General features: G+C 53.6%; 19 protein-coding genes. 9 read left to right on the top strand and 10 right to left on the bottom strand.

All coding sequences use genetic code 11. The features are described 5' to 3' along the window. Positions 1 to 22: 22 nt before the first annotated feature. Entirely contained in the window at positions 23 to 1,480 is a 1,458-nt protein-coding gene (locus ACW9KT_RS02415; RefSeq protein WP_457077792.1) for a hypothetical protein, read from the bottom strand. Positions 1,481 to 1,778: 298 nt separating this feature from the next. Here ACW9KT_RS02415 and ACW9KT_RS02420 point away from each other — a divergent pair, with 298 nt between their 5' ends. The 4 genes from ACW9KT_RS02420 (at position 1,779) to ytxJ (ending at position 5,012) form a co-directional block, all read left to right on the top strand. Then, positions 1,779 to 3,758: an alpha-ketoacid dehydrogenase subunit alpha/beta gene (locus ACW9KT_RS02420; RefSeq protein ID WP_457077793.1), complete on the top strand. Its 1,980-nt coding sequence runs from the start codon at positions 1,779 to 1,781 to the stop codon at positions 3,756 to 3,758. Between the two features lie 166 nt (positions 3,759 to 3,924). Further along, positions 3,925 to 4,206, top strand: coding sequence for a hypothetical protein (locus tag ACW9KT_RS02425; RefSeq protein ID WP_457077794.1), 282 nt, complete (start codon positions 3,925 to 3,927; stop codon positions 4,204 to 4,206). 175 nt (positions 4,207 to 4,381) lie between these two features. After that, positions 4,382 to 4,651: a hypothetical protein gene (locus ACW9KT_RS02430; protein ID WP_457077795.1), complete on the top strand. Its 270-nt coding sequence runs from the start codon at positions 4,382 to 4,384 to the stop codon at positions 4,649 to 4,651. Positions 4,652 to 4,667: 16 nt separating this feature from the next. Then, positions 4,668 to 5,012 carry a bacillithiol system redox-active protein YtxJ gene (ytxJ, locus tag ACW9KT_RS02435; RefSeq protein ID WP_457077796.1) on the top strand — a complete coding sequence of 115 codons (345 nt, stop codon included), beginning with the start codon at positions 4,668 to 4,670 and terminating at the stop codon, positions 5,010 to 5,012. 94 nt (positions 5,013 to 5,106) lie between these two features. On the opposite strand, the gene ACW9KT_RS02440 is transcribed toward ytxJ, so the two are convergent. After that, entirely contained in the window at positions 5,107 to 5,514 is a 408-nt protein-coding gene (locus ACW9KT_RS02440) for an OsmC family protein (RefSeq protein ID WP_457077797.1), read from the bottom strand. Positions 5,515 to 5,621: 107 nt separating this feature from the next. On the opposite strand from ACW9KT_RS02440, the gene ACW9KT_RS02445 reads away from it, so the two are divergent. From ACW9KT_RS02445 to ACW9KT_RS02455, 3 genes are all read left to right on the top strand, one after another. Continuing rightward, complete coding sequence (locus ACW9KT_RS02445; protein WP_457077798.1) at positions 5,622 to 6,419, top strand: hypothetical protein; 798 nt, start codon at positions 5,622 to 5,624, stop codon at positions 6,417 to 6,419. A 178-nt stretch (positions 6,420 to 6,597) separates the two neighbouring features. After that, positions 6,598 to 7,491, top strand: a complete 894-nt coding sequence (lipA, locus tag ACW9KT_RS02450; protein WP_457078565.1) for a lipoyl synthase — start codon at positions 6,598 to 6,600, stop codon at positions 7,489 to 7,491. A gap of 155 nt (positions 7,492 to 7,646) precedes the next feature. Further along, on the top strand, positions 7,647 to 8,042 hold the full coding sequence (locus ACW9KT_RS02455; RefSeq protein ID WP_457077799.1) for a DUF805 domain-containing protein: 396 nt from the start codon (positions 7,647 to 7,649) through the stop codon (positions 8,040 to 8,042). 61 nt (positions 8,043 to 8,103) lie between these two features. On the opposite strand, the gene ACW9KT_RS02460 is transcribed toward ACW9KT_RS02455, so the two are convergent. Then, the gene (locus ACW9KT_RS02460; protein ID WP_457077800.1) at positions 8,104 to 8,712 is read right to left on the bottom strand and encodes a DUF4136 domain-containing protein; all 609 of its coding nucleotides are present in this window, start codon (positions 8,710 to 8,712) and stop codon (positions 8,104 to 8,106) included. A gap of 217 nt (positions 8,713 to 8,929) precedes the next feature. Here ACW9KT_RS02460 and ACW9KT_RS02465 point away from each other — a divergent pair, with 217 nt between their 5' ends. After that, positions 8,930 to 9,226 (top strand): hypothetical protein, encoded by a 297-nt coding sequence (locus ACW9KT_RS02465; RefSeq protein ID WP_457077801.1) that lies wholly within the window; start codon positions 8,930 to 8,932, stop codon positions 9,224 to 9,226. A 95-nt stretch (positions 9,227 to 9,321) separates the two neighbouring features. On the opposite strand, the gene gcvP is transcribed toward ACW9KT_RS02465, so the two are convergent. Further along, positions 9,322 to 12,240: an aminomethyl-transferring glycine dehydrogenase gene (gene gcvP, locus ACW9KT_RS02470; protein ID WP_457077802.1), complete on the bottom strand. Its 2,919-nt coding sequence runs from the start codon at positions 12,238 to 12,240 to the stop codon at positions 9,322 to 9,324. Positions 12,241 to 12,417: 177 nt separating this feature from the next. On the opposite strand from gcvP, the gene ACW9KT_RS02475 reads away from it, so the two are divergent. After that, positions 12,418 to 13,632, top strand: a complete 1,215-nt coding sequence (locus ACW9KT_RS02475; protein ID WP_457077803.1) for an NAD(P)-dependent oxidoreductase — start codon at positions 12,418 to 12,420, stop codon at positions 13,630 to 13,632. 91 nt (positions 13,633 to 13,723) lie between these two features. Here ACW9KT_RS02475 and ACW9KT_RS02480 read toward each other — a convergent pair whose 3' ends face one another. The 6 genes from ACW9KT_RS02480 to ACW9KT_RS02505 all read right to left on the bottom strand — a co-directional run bounded on the left by ACW9KT_RS02480 (position 13,724) and on the right by ACW9KT_RS02505 (position 17,732). Next, positions 13,724 to 14,557, bottom strand: coding sequence for a DUF1206 domain-containing protein (locus ACW9KT_RS02480; protein ID WP_457077804.1), 834 nt, complete (start codon positions 14,555 to 14,557; stop codon positions 13,724 to 13,726). 53 nt (positions 14,558 to 14,610) lie between these two features. After that, the gene (locus tag ACW9KT_RS02485) at positions 14,611 to 15,192 is read right to left on the bottom strand and encodes a hypothetical protein (protein ID WP_457077805.1); all 582 of its coding nucleotides are present in this window, start codon (positions 15,190 to 15,192) and stop codon (positions 14,611 to 14,613) included. 147 nt (positions 15,193 to 15,339) lie between these two features. Then, the gene (locus tag ACW9KT_RS02490) at positions 15,340 to 15,543 is read right to left on the bottom strand and encodes a CsbD family protein (RefSeq protein WP_457077806.1); all 204 of its coding nucleotides are present in this window, start codon (positions 15,541 to 15,543) and stop codon (positions 15,340 to 15,342) included. A gap of 79 nt (positions 15,544 to 15,622) precedes the next feature. Continuing rightward, a complete protein-coding gene (locus ACW9KT_RS02495) occupies positions 15,623 to 16,258 on the bottom strand; it encodes a hypothetical protein (protein ID WP_457077807.1) in 636 nt (211 codons plus the stop codon). A gap of 69 nt (positions 16,259 to 16,327) precedes the next feature. Continuing rightward, entirely contained in the window at positions 16,328 to 16,942 is a 615-nt protein-coding gene (locus ACW9KT_RS02500; RefSeq protein WP_457077808.1) for a hypothetical protein, read from the bottom strand. 40 nt (positions 16,943 to 16,982) lie between these two features. Then, on the bottom strand, positions 16,983 to 17,732 hold the full coding sequence (locus ACW9KT_RS02505; protein ID WP_457077809.1) for a hypothetical protein: 750 nt from the start codon (positions 17,730 to 17,732) through the stop codon (positions 16,983 to 16,985). Between the last annotated feature and the right edge of the window lie 88 nt (positions 17,733 to 17,820).

A 17,820-nucleotide genomic window follows, 5' to 3' on the forward strand; every position in this document is an offset into this window, starting at 1 on the left:
GCCAAAGGGAGGGCACCACTGATTACCACCCTTCTTTTTGGTAGTAGTATTTTTTGCTTTTAGTTATGCCCCAGTACTGCAGTAATTGGGCTTGTACTTCACTATGACCCGGATGCTCCATCCGACCCCAGGCCACCACTGTACAGCTGTTATCTAGCTCTACGATACTCTCTGGCGACTGAGCCAACTCTTGCAGTGCTCGACGCTCGCAGTTGTTGTTTTCCTTGATCCACAACTTGTCGGCATTCATATAGATAGCAGAAACTGCCACTACTCCGCCTATATACCAGCGCCGCCACTGCGAGGGCAAATGGTGAAGCAGATAATACGTAGATAGCCCATAAAAGTATATCAGGCCTAAAATCACGGGCATAATAGAGTCGCGCCGGACAATGAGGGGCCGGTAAGTACGATAGCCCCCAAGAGGCAGGAGTAAAATATAAATTAAAGCAAATAAGCCTAGCCATTGCAGAATGCGCAACAAGCGCTCACTCTCAGCGCTGGGGGGTAGAACCCGGCGAATAAGCTGGGCATTGAGTAAGATGGCCGCCAGTAGTACTGGTAGGCCCAGTTTGCGTAGCTGCCAAAAAATTCCGGATGGTATGCGCAGATACCTTTCCCAGAGCGGCAGAGTAAATGTTAGGCTCTCTGCCTCATTGAGACCAATATATAGGGAGTACAGGCAAAGAGTCGTGAACACTCCTAGCAGGAACAACGGCTGCCGAGGCACTTGCTGTACGCGGGTTAACCAGGCTCCTAGGTGTAGACGATCTGACCCAAGCGTTTTCCATTGCTTAATGAGCCAATGGAGCCCAATACCAAAAAACAAGACTGCAACTGCTCCCGTAATAATGGCCCCATTGAAAGCCAAAACGATCATCAGCAGAATTAAAGCCAGCTGACGAGGCCATGAAAGCTGCAATGGCTGGCCGCGGTACGCAGCCCTATAAAAGGGCAGCAGCAGCAGTAGCAGCAGCGTCATAGGGAAGGCATAAAAGAAGGTATAGGTGATCGAATGATCAATGATGCCCATTTGATCATTATAGCCAGCCCCCTGAAATAGCGGCGTCAGTAATGCCGCTGCTAGCCAAAGTTTGTAATTATTGAGCCGATAGGTGCCGGTAATGTAAACCCCCAATACATAGAGCAACAACGCTTGTAAGCACATAGCAAACAGTGCGCACGCTGCATAAACACTATTGATAGGCTCAGTAATCCGCTGAAACCAGAAAGGAACCGACTTGAAATACCCCACCATGGCTGCGTGGGCAAAGAAGCGATTGGGCGCTATATATACTTCATCCCTGACCAACGCTGCCCACCCAAATGGGTCCTCCAGCACTTGACGACACTCAGGGGCGGGCATTACGATAACGGCCAGATCGCCTTCTAGTGGGTACTGGTAAACTTGAAAGAAACTACAGCCCAAATCCACCAGCACAAACAAAACCAGCAGCCCAACCCAAAAAGGCTTCTTCATCGAAGTAATATTCTGATACATACTGTACGCTTGCGCCGATCTAGCTCATCAGCTGGCGAAAAATTCATCGTATCAGTACGGCCGATAATGCAGGCTCAACCAATACAAATTGAAACTAAACGCGGGCGTTGCGCGGCAAAGAAAAATCGAAGCTACGCGCTGTAGTTGATCTGTGCAATCAAAACAAATTTGTCATAAGCAGGCATGAGGTAGAGCGGCAGAGTAGTTTACGGGCATGGTAAGGCTCAACTTTCTACCTTTGGAACGACTAACCGCCCCCTTATTTTCGTCCTGCCCAATGCACTTTGACCGGAAAGAGTACACTCAAGATGTACTGCTGCGCTTATACCAAGGCTTGTTGAAGCCTCGTTTGATTGAGGAAAAAATGCTCATTCTGCTGCGGCAGGGGAAAGTGAGCAAGTGGTTTTCGGGTATTGGGCAAGAGGCCATTTCGGTAGGCAGTACGCTGGCTCTGGAGGCTGATGAGTACATTTTGCCCCTGCACCGCAACCTAGGCGTGTTTACGGGGCGCAATGTGCCGCTTGCTCAGCTTTTCGCGCAGTGGCAAGGCAAAACGACCGGCTTCACCAAGGGCCGCGACCGCAGTTTTCACTTCGGTACCAACGAGCACCATATCGTCGGGATGATCAGCCACTTGGGACCCCAGTTGGCGGTGGCCGATGGTATTGCTTTGGCCGACTTGCTTGATAAAAACCCAAAAGTAACACTGGTATACAGCGGCGACGGTGGAGCTTCGGAAGGCGACTTCCACGAGGCGCTGAATGTGGCGGCGGTATGGCAATTGCCGGTCATTTTTATGATCGAAAACAACGGCTATGGCTTGAGTACGCCCAGCCGGGAGCAGTTTCGGTTTGGCTCATTCGTGGATAAAGGCCCCGCTTATGGTATGGAAGCCGTGCAAGTAGACGGCAATAATGTGCTGGCGGTGTACGACACCGTGCGCCGCCTGGCCGAAGATCTGCGTGAAAACCCTCGTCCGGTGCTGGTGGAGGCCCTTACGTTTCGGATGCGTGGGCACGAGGAAGCATCGGGCACCAAGTATATACCGCAGGAACTGTTTGAGGAATGGGCCAAGAAAGACCCGGTAATCAACTACGAACAGTGGCTGCTACGCGAAGGCATTCTAGATGAAGAAGCCAAGATGCGCTTCCGTGAAACCATCAAGCGGGAGATTGAGGAAGGCTTGCACGTGGCCGATGCCGTGCCAATGCCAACGGCCAACGTAGCCGAGGAAATTGCCGACATGTACCGCCCCTTCGAGGCTCCAGTGCATGAGGCTGCCGAAAATGCCGCCCAGACCGAGAAACGCTACGTGGATGCAATCAGCGACGCGCTGCGCCAGAGTATGGAGCGCTTTCCGGAGCTAGTGCTTATGGGCCAAGACATTGCCGACTACGGTGGTGTGTTTAAAATCACGGACGGGTTTGTAGCTCAGTTTGGCAAAGACCGTGTGCGCAACACCCCGCTCTGCGAGTCGGCCATTTTGGGAGCCGGACTGGGGCTTTCTATTAAGAAAAAGAAGGCCATGGTAGAAATGCAGTTCGCCGATTTTGTGACCTGCGGCTTCAACCAGATTGTAAATAACCTAGCCAAAAGCCACTACCGCTGGGGCCAAAACGCCGATGTAGTGGTGCGTATGCCTACCGGGGCCGGCTCGGCGGCGGGGCCGTTTCATTCCCAAAGCAACGAAGCCTGGTTTGTGCACACGCCCGGCCTGAAAGTGGTTTTCCCCAGCAACCCTTACGACGCCAAGGGCCTGTTGAACGCGGCCATTGAAGACCCTAACCCCATCATGTACTTCGAGCATAAGCTGCTCTACCGCTCCGTGAGCGGCCCCGTTCCGGATGAATATTATACCGTGCCCATCGGTAAAGCCAAACTGGTGCGCGAAGGCGACACTATCAGCATCATTACTTATGGTTTGGGAGTGCATTGGGCCACACGTCTGGCTGAAGAAATGGACCTCGACGCCGATATTCTCGACCTACGTACGCTGCTGCCTTGGGATGAAGAGGCGGTGCGTCAAACGGTGGAGAAAACCGGCCGCGTACTACTACTCCATGAAGACACTCTCACGGGCGGTCTGGGGGGCGAAATTGCGGCCTGGATTGCAGAGCACTGCTTTGAGCACCTGGATGGGCCAGTGCAGCGCGTTGCTTCCCTAGATACGGCTGTTCCGTTTTCGCCGCCTCTGGAGCAAGCCTTTTTGCCTCAGCAACGCCTGCGCGAGCGAATAGAAAAGTTGTTAGCTTATTAGCCTAAGTAAGTAGAAAAAGTGGCCGCTACACTTCGGTTGGCGGCCACACTTCCGCACAAGCTATCTGAGTTTGTTGCGTTGGATTAATAATTGAGGAGGGTAGATAGAAATCCTGGCGAGGCCGGTGCCTTTCGGGATGATAGCGAGTATTCTTACTTATTTAGCCATGTTCACCCCTAGCTGCCGCTGGCTGTTTGTGCTGGTCGCTCTGACTTTTGCTACTGCTTGTCGGCCTTATCGTTTGCCTAGTCCGCAGGCGCCGCCTCAGCCCAAAGCCACCACCAATACGGGCGACAATGGCGGCGTGGCTCCGGTAACAGCACTCAAAGGCCAGCGCAATAGCTACGACAAAAACGGTCTGCTCAAAAAGAAAAAATACGAGCGTCGGCGCCTTAAGCGCAAAACCGGCCAGCGACTGCTCTTTGGGCGGCCGTTGCCTTTTGAGTAAGCAAGGCCCCAATTGTCGAAGCTGCACCAGTTTGCGTACAATTGAGTACTACAATATCCCTAACTCAGCCGACGAGGTAGCTGGGGAGCAAATTGAGCGATTTTTACCCTTATCCTTATTTCTTACTCCTATGCGCTACGTCTTACTGTTCTGCTGTAGCTTAATATTGAGTTGTATGGCACATACTGCATCGGCCCAAACGGTAGTTAAAAGCCCCGGGCGCCTGCGCGCTGAAAACCGGCGGGCGTTGCGCGAAACTAAGAAGTACGAAGCCGAATACAAGGACTCACACCTAGCCGTGAATCGGGATGACCTGAGACGTAGCCAAGGCCGGGAGCTGCCGCACGATGGACGTCGCCGCTTACAGTTCGATCATACGGGTACACCGAAGGTAAGCGAACCATCACGTGTCAATCTACGTCTGGGAAAGAGGAGAAAGAACTAATCCTTACCCCCAAACTATGATTCCCTGGCAACCCCTTACCCAAGCAGACCAACTAACTGATATTGCGCGCGAGTCGCATGAGCAGCCGGTTCTGATTTTTAAGCACAGCACGACCTGCTCCATCAGTGCGGCGGCCAAGAGCAAGCTAGAGCGGCAGTGGGCCGATGCTGGCCTCGCGGATGCCAAAATATATTACCTAGATCTGCTGCGCTTTCGTCCCATTTCCAGCGAAATAGCTGATAAGTTTAGCGTCCGCCACGAGTCGCCCCAATTGCTGCTGATTCAGGATGGTGAGTGTCGCTACAGTGCCTCACACATGGGTATTCGCCTCAGCGAGGTGAAAAGCGTAGTGAGCAGCTAAATAAACAAACGCCTACCGGCGTCGGCGACCAATGGTTAATTAAAGCAAAAACCACTGATCTGCCGACGCCGGTAGGCGTTTATAGTTCATCTACTTAATCTTCGTACGTGAACTGAACCTGTTGCTTGATGTCTGGGCTCAAGCTAAGCGCTACGGGGCAGGTACGAGCCGCGTTTTCGAGCACGGCGCGGTCCTTAGCCGATAGGGCAGAGGGCAACCGAAAGTCCACATCGATTTGGGAAATGCGGCGTGGGTCACTGGTCATGTGCTTGGTCACGGCGAAGGTAGCCGTGGCTAAGTCCAAACCGCTCCGCTGGGCTACGATACCCATAATGGTCATCATGCAACTACCCAAGGCTGTGCTTACCAAGTCCGTTGGCGAAAACCCCTCGCCCCGGCCATGGTTATCAATGGGAGCGTCGGTAAAAATTACGTTGCTGGAGGCTGTATGCGTTGCTTCAGTGCGCAAATGGCCGGTATAACGGGCGGTGGCGGTGCTCATAGTCAGATAGTCAGAAAGATGGCAATACTTTGCGCGCAAATTTACGTACTTTCGGTGGGGCCGCTATCTGGGGGCCATTTTTGTTTGAATTTCTCTGTTGTATAGCCGTGCAGCTACCCATACGACCTCTGCTTTTTCTCGGCATCGCCCTACTACTGCTCGGCACTGGCTCAGTGGCGCAGGCCCAGGACGCTACCCCCAACGATGGACCTTCTTACCGTAAGGAGTTCACGTACGGCATCAACTTTAACACCCGCGGAGGCCTAATCGGCGGAGTTAATGTGCGCTCCACTCGCGTGCTGAGCGATAAATGGTCACGCTTTTGGAGTATAGAAGGCGTGGAGGTGAAGCACCCCAAGGAGCAGCGTGTTGGCAATCAGTTTACGGGCGGCACTTATGTGCTGAATAAGTCGAACTATATGTTCGCTCTGCGTCCATCGTTTGGTGCTCAACGCGTTATTTTCCGCAAAGCGCCTGAGTCTGGGGTGCAGGTGAATGCATTGCTAGGGGGCGGCCCCTCAATAGCGCTGATGATGCCCTATCAAATTTATTACGACTACACCCAACGCGACGGCACCGGCCGGCCGATTGGGATAGAAGATATTCGGGCCGAGCAATTTGATCCTAACAGGCACGCACAAGCAACTCTGCTCGTTGATCGGGCGCCGTTGTTTAGTGGGGCCAATAACGTGAAGCCTTATGCTGGTGCTCACTTGCGCGGGGCCCTGAGCTTTGAGTACGGCCGCTACCGCGACGCTGTAGCCGGCATTGAGACGGGCTTCTTGTTTGAGTATTTTCCGGGCCGTCCCACTATCCTGCGGGCTACTGGCATCTCGGATACCAAGCTGAATGAAACGTTTTTCCCCTCCGTGTACTTAACGTTGTACTTAGGAACACGCAATTAAAAAATTTGCCCCCAACACAGCTACCCCGCAACGGAAACCAAGTTGGTGGCCGCTGCGGGGTAGCTTTTTTTGCCTCAACTTTGTTGTGAAGACTATTGCCAATGCGGCCGTGTCAGGGTTAGGTGCTACGTGCTGTTAACTCCTGTCTGACCCTTACCTTTGTAGTATGGACGAACTGTTGCTGACCTTACCTATTATTCAGCCCGAGCCGGCGGCCCCGGCCCGGCCGCGCAAGCCCGACTGGCTGCGTGTAAAACTGCCCGTCGGCCCCGAATACGCAAAAGTTCGTCGGCTCGTGGATGAGCATAAGCTGCACACCATCTGCGAGAGCGGCAACTGCCCGAATATGGGTGAATGCTGGGGCGCGGGTACGGCCACCTTCATGATTCTGGGCAACATTTGTACGCGCTCCTGTTCCTTCTGCGCAGTGGCCACTGGCCGCCCCAATGAATATGACACCGACGAGCCCCGCCGCGTAGCCGAAGCTATTCAGCTGATGGGCGTAAAGCATGCCGTAATCACCTCCGTTAACCGCGACGAGCTAAAAGACCGTGGCGCCAGCATCTGGCTGGAAACAGTGGTGCGGGTGAAAGAACTGTCGCCTTCTACTACCATTGAAACGCTAATTCCGGACGTGAAAGCGAACTGGGAGGCGCTGGATACTATGATTGCGGGTGGCCAAGAAGTTGTGTCGCATAACATCGAAACTGTGGGCAGCCTGTATCGGCTGGTGCGCCCTCAGGCCAAATACGAACGCTCCCTGGAGCAAATCCGACGCACCAAAGCAGTCGGTAAGCGCACCAAATCGGGTATCATGCTGGGCCTGGGCGAGAAGAAGGACGAAATGTATCAAGCCATGGACGACTTAGTTGCCAATGGTCTCGATATTCTGACTCTAGGACAGTATCTACAACCTACCAAACGTCACTTGGAAGTAGCTGAATTTATTCACCCCGACCTATTCGCTCACTATCGCGAGGAAGGGCTGGCTCGTGGATTGAAATACGTAGAATCAGGGCCCTTAGTGCGTAGTAGCTACCACGCCGAGCGCCACGTAAACGTGCCGATTTAAGCTCCGTTCTAGAGTTGAATTTGAGTGCAATATAAAAGCTCAACCCATAATGGGTTGAGCTTTTTGCTTTTTCTAGAAAAGCGCTTTAACGCCTTCTCTGGGAAGTCTATATTTGACTAATTGACCACTCGACTACCTTGGTTTAGCCCTACTGCATGAAAGAGTTTTTTATGTTTCGTGGGCGGCTGCGTCGCCGGGCGTACTGGGGTCGGGTGATAGGGTTGTATGGTGCGTTGCTACTCGCCTATGCCGGCTTAGATCGATGGGTGCAGCATCGGGCTGACCAGGAAGATCTGGCTATTCTGGTCATGGCGGTGCTACTGATTGGGATTAGTTTGCTGGTTATCGTTCAGACCGTAAAGCGCCTGCACGATACCAACCTTGCGGGCTGGTGGTGGCTGCTGCTGATAGTGCCAATAGTGGGTAACTTGTTTGGCGCCGGCATTCCACTAGTAGATGGTACTGCGGGACCCAACCGCTTCGGACCCGACCCTAAAAAGCGTCAAGCGTACAGGCCTCTTGACGAATCAGAAACGCTTGCTGCCTTCTAGAGAAAGCAAAAAGCAGCTTCGCCAAACGGCAAAGCTGCTTTCAAACTAAAGACGAAGCGAATTAGCGACGAGCGTTCGAGTTAGCACCATCCTGGGGTGGATAGTTCTCCAAAATGCCACCCACAATGCGGTATACTTCTTCTTCCGAAATCGTGTTCTTGTCTACCTGAGCTTGGCCCTGACCGCGCCATGCCAACTCCTTGCGCTTGGCATCTACAAGGTCGATGATAACGGTGCCGGCCTTGTACTGGGTTACTGGTGCATATGGCCCCCGGCCATACATTCCGTAGGCGCCATAACCATAAAAGGGATAGCCAAAGCCACCGCCATTAATCTGCTGCTTATCTTCTACTTTGGCGCTGTAAGCCACAAATAAATCGGGTGTTTGCTCTGTGTAGGTCAGGCCACGCTTTTTCATTTCCATTTCCACAGCCGTGCGTAGGCGCTTGTCGAGGAAAGAGTTATAGCCGCGGGCCGGGCCACCCTCGGCGTCAGCCGTTTGCTGTGGGTACCACGACCAAGTTTTGTAGTTGCGAAAATTAACGGAATGGTCGTAGTCGGAGGTAACGCCTACTCGGGAAGAAGAGCAGCTGGTAGCGCCCAGTAGTAAAGACAACCCCACGGCTACTAAAGCAACCGGACGGGTGAATAAACGGGTGAATAGGTTCATGTTGATTAGCGAAGAGTTAAAGTGATGAGCCAAGATAGCTTTTGCCCGTTACAACGAACGAGCAGAACTGATATTTGACTCTGGCCTTACAACGCTATGCTGGGGTGCAATGTTCCCAAAATAACGGCCTTGCAAAATGAGTAAAACCAAATTTTTTCGGGGAAAAAACCTTGATCAACTTGAAATTTCTATATCTTCCCCAACCTAAACTCTACCTATGCGCAAACTCTACCCCTGCCTATTTGGCTTCGCTCTGCTTGCTTCGTGCAGCGCCGTCCGCGACGATGCTTTCTCCTCGCGTAGCAACAAAAAACCAGTAGATCACAACACCGTTGTGGAGTGTATCCTTTACGATGGCATGACCAAAGAGTCTAACCAGCTAACTAACCTCGGCGTGAACACCAAAGTACAGGTGATCGACACGGTTGATGCATACTTCGTCCGAGCCCGCGTGACGGAAAACGGAAAGGTGCTGAATGGCTACCTCTACCGCACCTGCTTCCCGCAGATATAAGCCAGTTAACAGCAAGCCGAATATCTGCTATAAACATAAAAAGCCCCCCAGAACAGTTCTGGGGGGCTTTTTATGTGCCGATTAAGAGCCGAAGCTTAATACGATGGGCCTTTGTCGGTTTCGACCAGCTTCTCCTCGGCGTCCACATACTCCTCAATGGGCGTGCAGGCGCAGATTAGGTTCCGGTCGCCGAAAGCGGAGTCGATGCGGCTGACAGTGGGCCAGAACTTGGCGGCGCGCACGTACTCGATAGGGTACGCAGCCTGCTCACGGGTGTAAGGGCGGTCCCACTCGTTGGCCATGATGGTAGCCGCCGTGTGGGGCGCGTGCTTGAGCAAGTTGTCCTTGGCATCGGCGCGGCCTTCTTCCACGGCCCGAATCTCCTGCCGAATCTTGATCATAGCGTCGCAGAAGCGGTCGAGCTCTTCTTTGCTTTCGCTTTCGGTAGGCTCTACCATCAGCGTACCGGCTACGGGGAACGACACAGTCGGCGCGTGGTAACCGTAGTCCATGAGGCGCTTGGCAATGTCTTCTACCTCAATGCCAGCCTTTTTGAAGTGGCGGCACTCTAGAATCATTTCGTGGGCGCAACGACCTTTCTCCCCTACATACAGCACCGGATAGTGCTCTTCGAGGCGAGCTTTGATATAATTGGCATTCAGAATAGCAATGCGGGTAGCCTGAGTCAAGCCTTCACCGCCCATCATTGAGATGTAAGCGTAAGAAATAGGCAGAATGCTGGCTGAGCCCCAAGGAGCCGAAGAAACGGCGCCAGTAGCTTTCTCATGTCCTACTTCTACGACCACGTGGCCAGGCAGGTAAGGGGCCAAATCAGCTACTACACCAATCGGGCCTACGCCAGGACCACCACCACCGTGCGGAATGCAGAAGGTTTTGTGTAGGTTGAGGTGACACACGTCGGCGCCGATATTGGCGGGCGAGGTGAGGCCCACTTGAGCGTTCATGTTGGCGCCATCCATGTACACGCGGCCGCCGTGCTGGTGAATGGTGCGACAAATGTCGATGATGGTTTCCTCGTACACGCCGTGCGTGCTGGGGTAAGTCACCATGAGGCAAGAAAGATTGGCAGCGTGCTGCTCGGCTTTCTGCTTTAAGTCAGCAACGTCGATTTCACCTTTCTCTGAGCTTTTAACCACCACTACCTGCATGCCTGCCATAACGGCCGAAGCGGGGTTGGTGCCGTGGGCCGAAGCAGGAATCAGGGCAATGTTGCGGTGGCCTTCGCCCCGGCCTTCGTGGTAGGCACGAATAACTAGCAAGCCAGCATACTCGCCCTGAGCGCCAGAATTTGGCTGTAAGCTCATGGCAGCAAAGCCGGTTACCTCACACAGCCAGGCTTCCAGTTCCTCAAAAATCTGCTGGTAGCCTTGTGCTTGCTCCCGGGGGGCAAAAGGATGGAGGCCACCGATTTCAGGCCACGTTACTGGAATCATCTCAGCGGTGGCATTGAGCTTCATGGTGCACGAGCCTAGCGGAATCATGGAGTGAGCTAAGCTCAAATCCTTGTTTTCCAGGTGCTTCATGTAACGCAGCATCTCGTGCTCGGAGTGGTGCGTGTTGAAGATCGGGTGCGTGAGATAGTCGCTGGTACGTACCAACTCTTCAGGCCAGGTTAGCTCCACGTTGGCGGGCATTTCTACCGCGCTAGCTTCTTTACCAAGCACTTTGGCGAATACGCTTACGATGTCGGCAACGTCGTGAATTTCGGTGTTTTGGTGCAGAGAAATACCTACGCGCACCTCGTCGAAATAGCGGAAGTTCAAGCCAGCGGCTTCAGCTTCACGCTTCACAGCTTGCTGCAACTCCTGGCTTTCCAGACGCAGATTTAGCGCGTCGAAGTAGAACTCATTGCTTTGTTCCACGCCCAGCGCCGTCAACGCTTTTTCCAGCGTTTGGGTCAGGGCGTGAATATTAGTGGCAAACTGACGAATACGCTCCGGACCGTGGTACACGGCATACATACCGGCCAGCACGGACAGTAGCACCTGCGCCGTGCAGATGTTGCTCGTAGCTTTTTCGCGGCGAATGTGCTGCTCGCGGGTTTGCAGCGCCATGCGCAGCGCCTTATTGCCGGCCGCGTCGATGCTTTGACCGATCAGGCGGCCCGGAATGACGCGCTTAAACTGGTCTTTGGTAGCAAAGAAACCAGCGTGAGGGCCACCGTAGCCCATCGGTACACCGAAGCGCTGAGAGTTGCCTACGCACACATCAGCGCCCATTTCGCCGGGCGACTTCAGCAGCGTCAGCGCCATCAAGTCGGCAGCTACGGTTACGAAAAGGCCGTTAGCGTGTGCCTGCGTGATGAAATCGGTGTAGTCGAATACCTGGCCGTCGGCGGCGGGGTACTGGAGCATAGCGCCAAACAGGGCCTCATCGGTGAGGTCGGCGGTAAGGTGGTCGCCGATTATCAACTCGATATTCAGCGGCGTGGCGCGGGTGCGCAGCACGTCGATGGTTTGGGGCAATACCAGCTCCGAGACGAAGAACTTAGTGGTGTTCTTTTTCTTGGTCTGGCTATGAAACATGTTCATCGCCTCGGCGGCGGCAGTGCCTTCGTCGAGCAGGCTGGCGTTGGCAATTTCGAGGCCGGTCAAGTCAATTATCATCGTCTGATAATTGAGCAGGGCTTCTAAGCGGCCTTGAGCGATTTCGGCCTGGTAGGGCGTATAAGCAGTGTACCAGCCGGGGTTTTCAAGAATATTACGTTGAATAACGGCTGGCAGCTGGGTGTCGTGATAGCCCAGGCCGATGTAGTTTTTATAGATTTTGTTCTGACCAGCTATCTGCTTGAACTTAGCCAAAAAAGCGCGCTCGGTAAGCGCGGCGGGCAGGTTCAGAGGGCGTTTTAGGCGGATGGCCGCCGGCACGGTTTCGTCGATAAGCTGATCGAGGGATTCCACGCCAATGGTGCGCAGCATTTGAGCTACAGCAACTTCGTCGGGGCCGTTGTGACGGTCCACGAACACATCAGCGGGCTTGATTTTCAGCAACATAAAGAGAAGATAGAGGTGGCGGGAAGATGTGGCCGCGCGAGCAGCCGAACCTGTAACAAAGGTAAGGCGAAAACCTCTCCTGACGATAGGATTATTAGGCTTAGGAAGCCGGTTGCGCTTCTAGGCCAAAATAATTAACCAGATTTGTTCTCCCACCCATCCAATCTCTTTTCTCACATGCGCCCACTAACTATTGGTATCATTCGCGAAGGAAAAATGCCCCCCGACCTGCGCGTGACGCTCACGCCCAAAAAGTGTGTAGAGGCCGAAACGCTGTTTCCTGGTGTGCGCATTGTCGTACAGGAATGCCCTTTGCGCAGCTTTAAGGACCAGGAATACCGCGATCTGGGTATCGAAGTTCGGGCAGATGTATCTGGTTGCGACTTGCTGTTGGGCGTGAAAGAGGTGCCGCCTGCCAAGCTTATACCCAACAAAACCTACATGTTCTTTTCGCATACCGTAAAAAAGCAGCCCGCCAACCGGGAGCTCTTGCGGCAAGTCTTAAAGAAGAACATCACGCTGATTGACTACGAACTGTTGACCAATGAGAAGGGCGAGCGAATCGTGGCTTTTGGGCGCTGGGCCGGCATTGTGGGCGCTTATAACGGACTACTGACCTACGGCCGCAAGCATCAACTGTATGAGCTGAAACCCGCCTACCAGTGCGTGGACATGGAGGACATGCAGGAGGAATTTTTCAAAGTGAAAAAATTGCCCCCCATCAAGATGGCCGTGACCGGCTCGGGGCGGGTGGCGCAGGGCGCGGTAGAAGTGCTGGATAAAATGGGCATTCGGCGGGTGAGCGTCTACGATTACCTGTATCTGAACTTCAATGAGCCGGTATACACTCAGCTCCGCAGCAGCGACTACAACCGCCGTCGCGACGGCCGGGTGTGGGACACGCCCGATTTTCACCGCAACCCCCAGGAGTACGAATCAACCTTCGGAAATTTTCTGCCCGTTACCGATTTGCTGCTGGCCTGCGCCTACTGGCATCCGGCGGCACCCAAACTGTTCACCGAAGCCGACACCCAGCGCCCCGACTTTCGGATAAACACCATTGCCGACATTACCTGCGATGTGAACGGCTCCATCCCAACCACGAAGCGCAGCAGTAGTATTCAGGAGCCAGCTTTCGACTACAACCCCCAAACTGGCGAGCTGGAACCGCCTTATTCTCGGGCTAGCAATATCACGGTAATGGCAGTGGACAATCTGCCCTGCGAACTGCCCCGCAACGCCAGTCGCGACTTTAGTCGGCAGCTGCTTGACAAGGTGTTCCCTCACTTGGGCAGTGAGCAGCCTGAGCCCATCATTGAGCGGGCTACTATCGCCATGGGCGGCAAATTGACGGAGCGCTATAGTTACCTAGCCGACTACGTAGCTGATTAAATAAGCCAAACACAAACGGGCCTTTACCACGTCGTATAAGATATACCGACGCGGTAAAGGCCCGTTTGTGTTTAGGTCAAGAGCTGACTACTTATACGCCTCGCAGCACCGGATACTTAGCCTGGACCAACATATACACACCGTAGGCCATAAGGCCCAGCGCTACGATGGCTAATACTGCGGGGCCCATGCTGGCGAGCAAATCGAAGGCGCCCTCGGTGCCTTGGGCTGCGTTGGAGTTGGACTGCATAGCAGCTTGCAGCAAGAAATAGCCGATGATGGCCATCACGATGCCGCGGGCGGTATAGCCCACTTGGCCAGTACGGTACACAATTCTTTGCTGTTCAGCTGGCAATCCGCTGCTGTTTACGTGCTTGGAAAACTTGCCGGAGTAAGCCCGGTAGATCTGGTAAAGGCCGGCGCCAATTACACCTAGCGCAATAGCACCCAGCGCCCATTGGCCCCACGACTGATCTAGGAGCTTAGCAATTAATGATTGTTGGGTACCGCCGCCCTGGCCGCTGGCGCCGCCGCTTAGGGCTGCACGCCCAGCCGCGAAGGCTAAACCGGCGTAGAGCAAGCCACTACCCGCGTAGCCCAGTCGCCGGGCCATGCCTTTGGCATCAGAGCCTTTGTCTTCTGTGTCGCGGAAGGCCTGAACCAGCCGCCACACCACGTAGCCCAGTAGTCCGAAGGCAACTAGCCCCAGCAATACCCGCCCAAATGGCAGGTCCTGAATAGTTTGCAAAGCCTGCTGTTTATCAGCAGTTTTGCCCCCCTGCACACCAGTAGCGGCCATCACGGCTAAGGTGCCTACAACAATGTATACTACCCCTTTAGCCGCGAAGCCAAACCGGGCCAATGCTTTAATGCCCGAGGAAGGAGAGTGGGGGAGAGAAGACGTAACGGAGGAGGTGTTCATCATAGCGGTAGGTAGGAAAAGAGCGGAAAATGAAAACAGAGCAAACCCAAGCAGTGCTAGGAAGCCACTGAGTACATCATTGGCCGGCCTAGCAATCCTTCGGGCTGATACAACTCGGCTCCGAGCCGGAACAACGCTTCATTCTCGGCCAGATCGAGGGTGAAAATGGGCTTGCCTTCCAGAGCACCACTTTGCAGCAGGCGCTCCAAATTGCCTCCCGGCGTCATATACGGAATAAAGAATTGATCGGCCAGATCGGCTACCAGCAGGTTGCGGATGTCGGCAGTTTCCTGGGTGATGGTGGTTACATCCTCCTCGAAAGGAGTAAGAAAAAGCAGACGACCAGCGCCTATTTCCGTCTCATATTCCAGCCTGATATTAGGCCTGATACCCCGACCGAGCGCGTATACAATCGGCTGCTGCTCGCCCTGAAGCAAGTAGCGGAAGACGGTTTGCTCCAGCAGAGAGTGGAAGCCTGACACCACGCAGTTGCCGTTGGCACGTTGTTCTAGCGCCCACAAATAAGTAAGGTGCTCTACGTAACCGGGGTAATTGCGAGAGCAAAGGAAAGCTGTTTTGGGAAGCGTCAGTAAATCCAGGTTTCCCAAGGAATACAGTTCTTCCGGGAAGATCTTCATACACAAAAGCCAACGTAAGCTAACGGTGACGGGCCGGAGCTTATTAATAAGAAAGAATAGAGGGCAAACAGGGCGGGTACACAAAAAGCTCCACAGCAGCTTTTTACAGCTGGTACGGAGCTTTGTGAAAAAGGTCAACCGGAAAGGCTAAAAATTCCGATTAAACCAAGATTTTATTTCGTCGGCCGTTTTGCCCGCTTTTTGTTGCAGCTGGCCCAGCCACTCTTCCTGCTGGCCTTCGGCGTACTCCATATCGTCGTCGGTCATGTTGGCGTGCTCCTGCCGAAACTTTCCTTTTACTTCGTTCCAGTTGCCACGAGCGCGCCATTCGGTGCTTTTGTCGATATCCATTGTCGTAGAGCTTAAGGGTGGAAATGAAGTGCTTACCCTCTGGCTTACGCCTATGATGTTGTAAAGTTGAGCTTAGCAGTTAGAAGTGATTGGTACGCGAGAGGGCTACTACAAACCATAAAACCGTACCGGTGACGAGTCCTATACCCAAACCGCCCCCTACTTTGCCTAGCTTTTTGCGTTGGGCCTGCTTCTGGTAACCATCTAAGTAGTTTGGGTCATTGAGCAGTGCCTCGTCTGGGACTATAAAATTCTTATCCTGCACTGGGGAGGCAGCGATGGCGGTGCCAGTAGCTATACCGCCCAACGTGCCCAGCGCAGAAGGACCAAAAATCATCACACTTAAGGTGGTCGCGGCAGCAGTTCCAAATAAGCTTCCAGGTGCCTTGAAATACTGCTGCGCATCCATACGGCCCTGGATTGCCATTTCTGCTGCTGTGCGTTCTGAAGCTCGTTTCGGCGCTTTAGAAGCGGTAGTGTTTAACAGTACCTTTGAACCACTAGCGTAGCGAACCATAAATATATCGCTAGTAGCTAAATAGACGGTATCGGTGCTCGGCCGCTCGTTAATAGGCAGATATTTAACTTCCCCAAGTGTAATAGTTAACACTCGCGCCATTATTTCCTCGCCATTCGTGCGCAAAATAGTGTCTTGGGCCTGGATACGCAGTATAGTGCAGCACAGGAGAGTAAAAGCAAGTAGAAAAACGCGCATAGAGGATTGAAGCAAAATGATGCTTTGATATAAGAATGTAACTGCATTGGTAGGCTAAGCTTGAACTACTTAGTGCGCGCCGAAAGCTACCATCAGAGCAACAAAGCCTACTACTACTCCCGTTGCTAATCCTGTTCCAAATCCGCCGGCTGCACTGCCCCATTTTTTACGTTGGGCCTGCTTCTGGTAGCCGTCTAAGTAGTTTGGGTCGTTGAGCAGTGCTTGATCAGTAGTTATCATATTATGGCGCTTCGGTGGCGAGGCCGCAATGGCTACGCCGGTAGCTACTCCCCCGATGCCGAAGGCAGAGATGCTAACGAATGTAGCCCCAGCAGTGCCCCAAAAAGCACCTGGCGCTTTGAAATATCTTCGCGCATCCATGCGACCCAGGTTATTCATCTCCTGCGCCGTACGTCCTAGCCCTACAGCAGGAGCAGCGGTAGCCGAGGAGGTGACTATTTCTTTCGTGCCATTGGCGTAGCGAATTAAGAAGACGTCGGTGGCGGCTAGACGTAGTGTATCGGTGCTCGGCGGCTCGGTGATGGGTATGTATGTAATGTCGGTGGGCGTGATGCTTAGTACCCGCGCCTTCACCTCATCGCCGTCGGTGCGTAGTATGGTGTCTTGGGCTGAGGCACTTAGCGCAGCCAGGCAGTAGAAGCAAGCAAGTAGAAAGGAGCGCATAGTAGTAGAGATATAAGTCAGAGAAAGGGATATGGGTACGTTAGCGCCGCCGCGAGTTAAAGCCGACCAGCAAGCCGAACCGGACTCCCCCGTTGCCGGGAACCACGGCCAGATTCACGGGGAAGTTGACCCCATTAGAGCGAAAAGAGGTGCCCACGGCCAAGGCTATGCCAGCACTTTGAGGTGTCAGATTTGGTCCCAAACCGAACTCTAGTCCCTTTGGCCCGCGGATACCCACTAGGGCATTTAGGCTCGGAATGAATTTGCCCTGCTCTAAGCCGCCAATCAGCGGCACTATCTCTAGCAGGCCAGCGGTTCCGTTGGGCAATCGAAAAATGCGGGTTTCGAACTGCCAGCCGAACTGGGTGATGAACGGGTTGAGGTTACTCAAATAGCTGTTCTCGCGCGCCTTATCTAAGACACCGGATGAAAGGATGGAGAAGCCAACACGAGGACCATTTAGATGCACATCTTCATATGCAGAATCCTCGTCGCCGGGTACTACAGGACCGGGCGGGGGCGGGATGGTGCCGAGTTGGGGGGCATTTTGAGTGGGTCTAAATACCTCCTTGGAGCCCGAAGCGTACCGAATCATGAATACGTCGGCGCGGCGCACGCTGATAAGGGGGCCGTCGGGGTTGTCGGTGCGCTTGTAGCGCACTTCGGTAGGTGTAATCTCCAGAACTTTCACCTGGAGCTCCTCCCCATTTTGCTTGGTGAGCAGGTCTTGAGCCTGAGCTGAGAAGGCCACGAAAGCCAGCATCAGCAGAGAAAGTAGCAAGCGTTTCATATAGGTAGTGTTTAAAGTGAAATCCTAACCGAAGGTGCAGGCTTCACCCTATAAAACACGAACCACTTTTTGGATTTTTCAGACTTTT

Source organism: Hymenobacter sp. HD11105 (genome assembly GCF_054051685.1).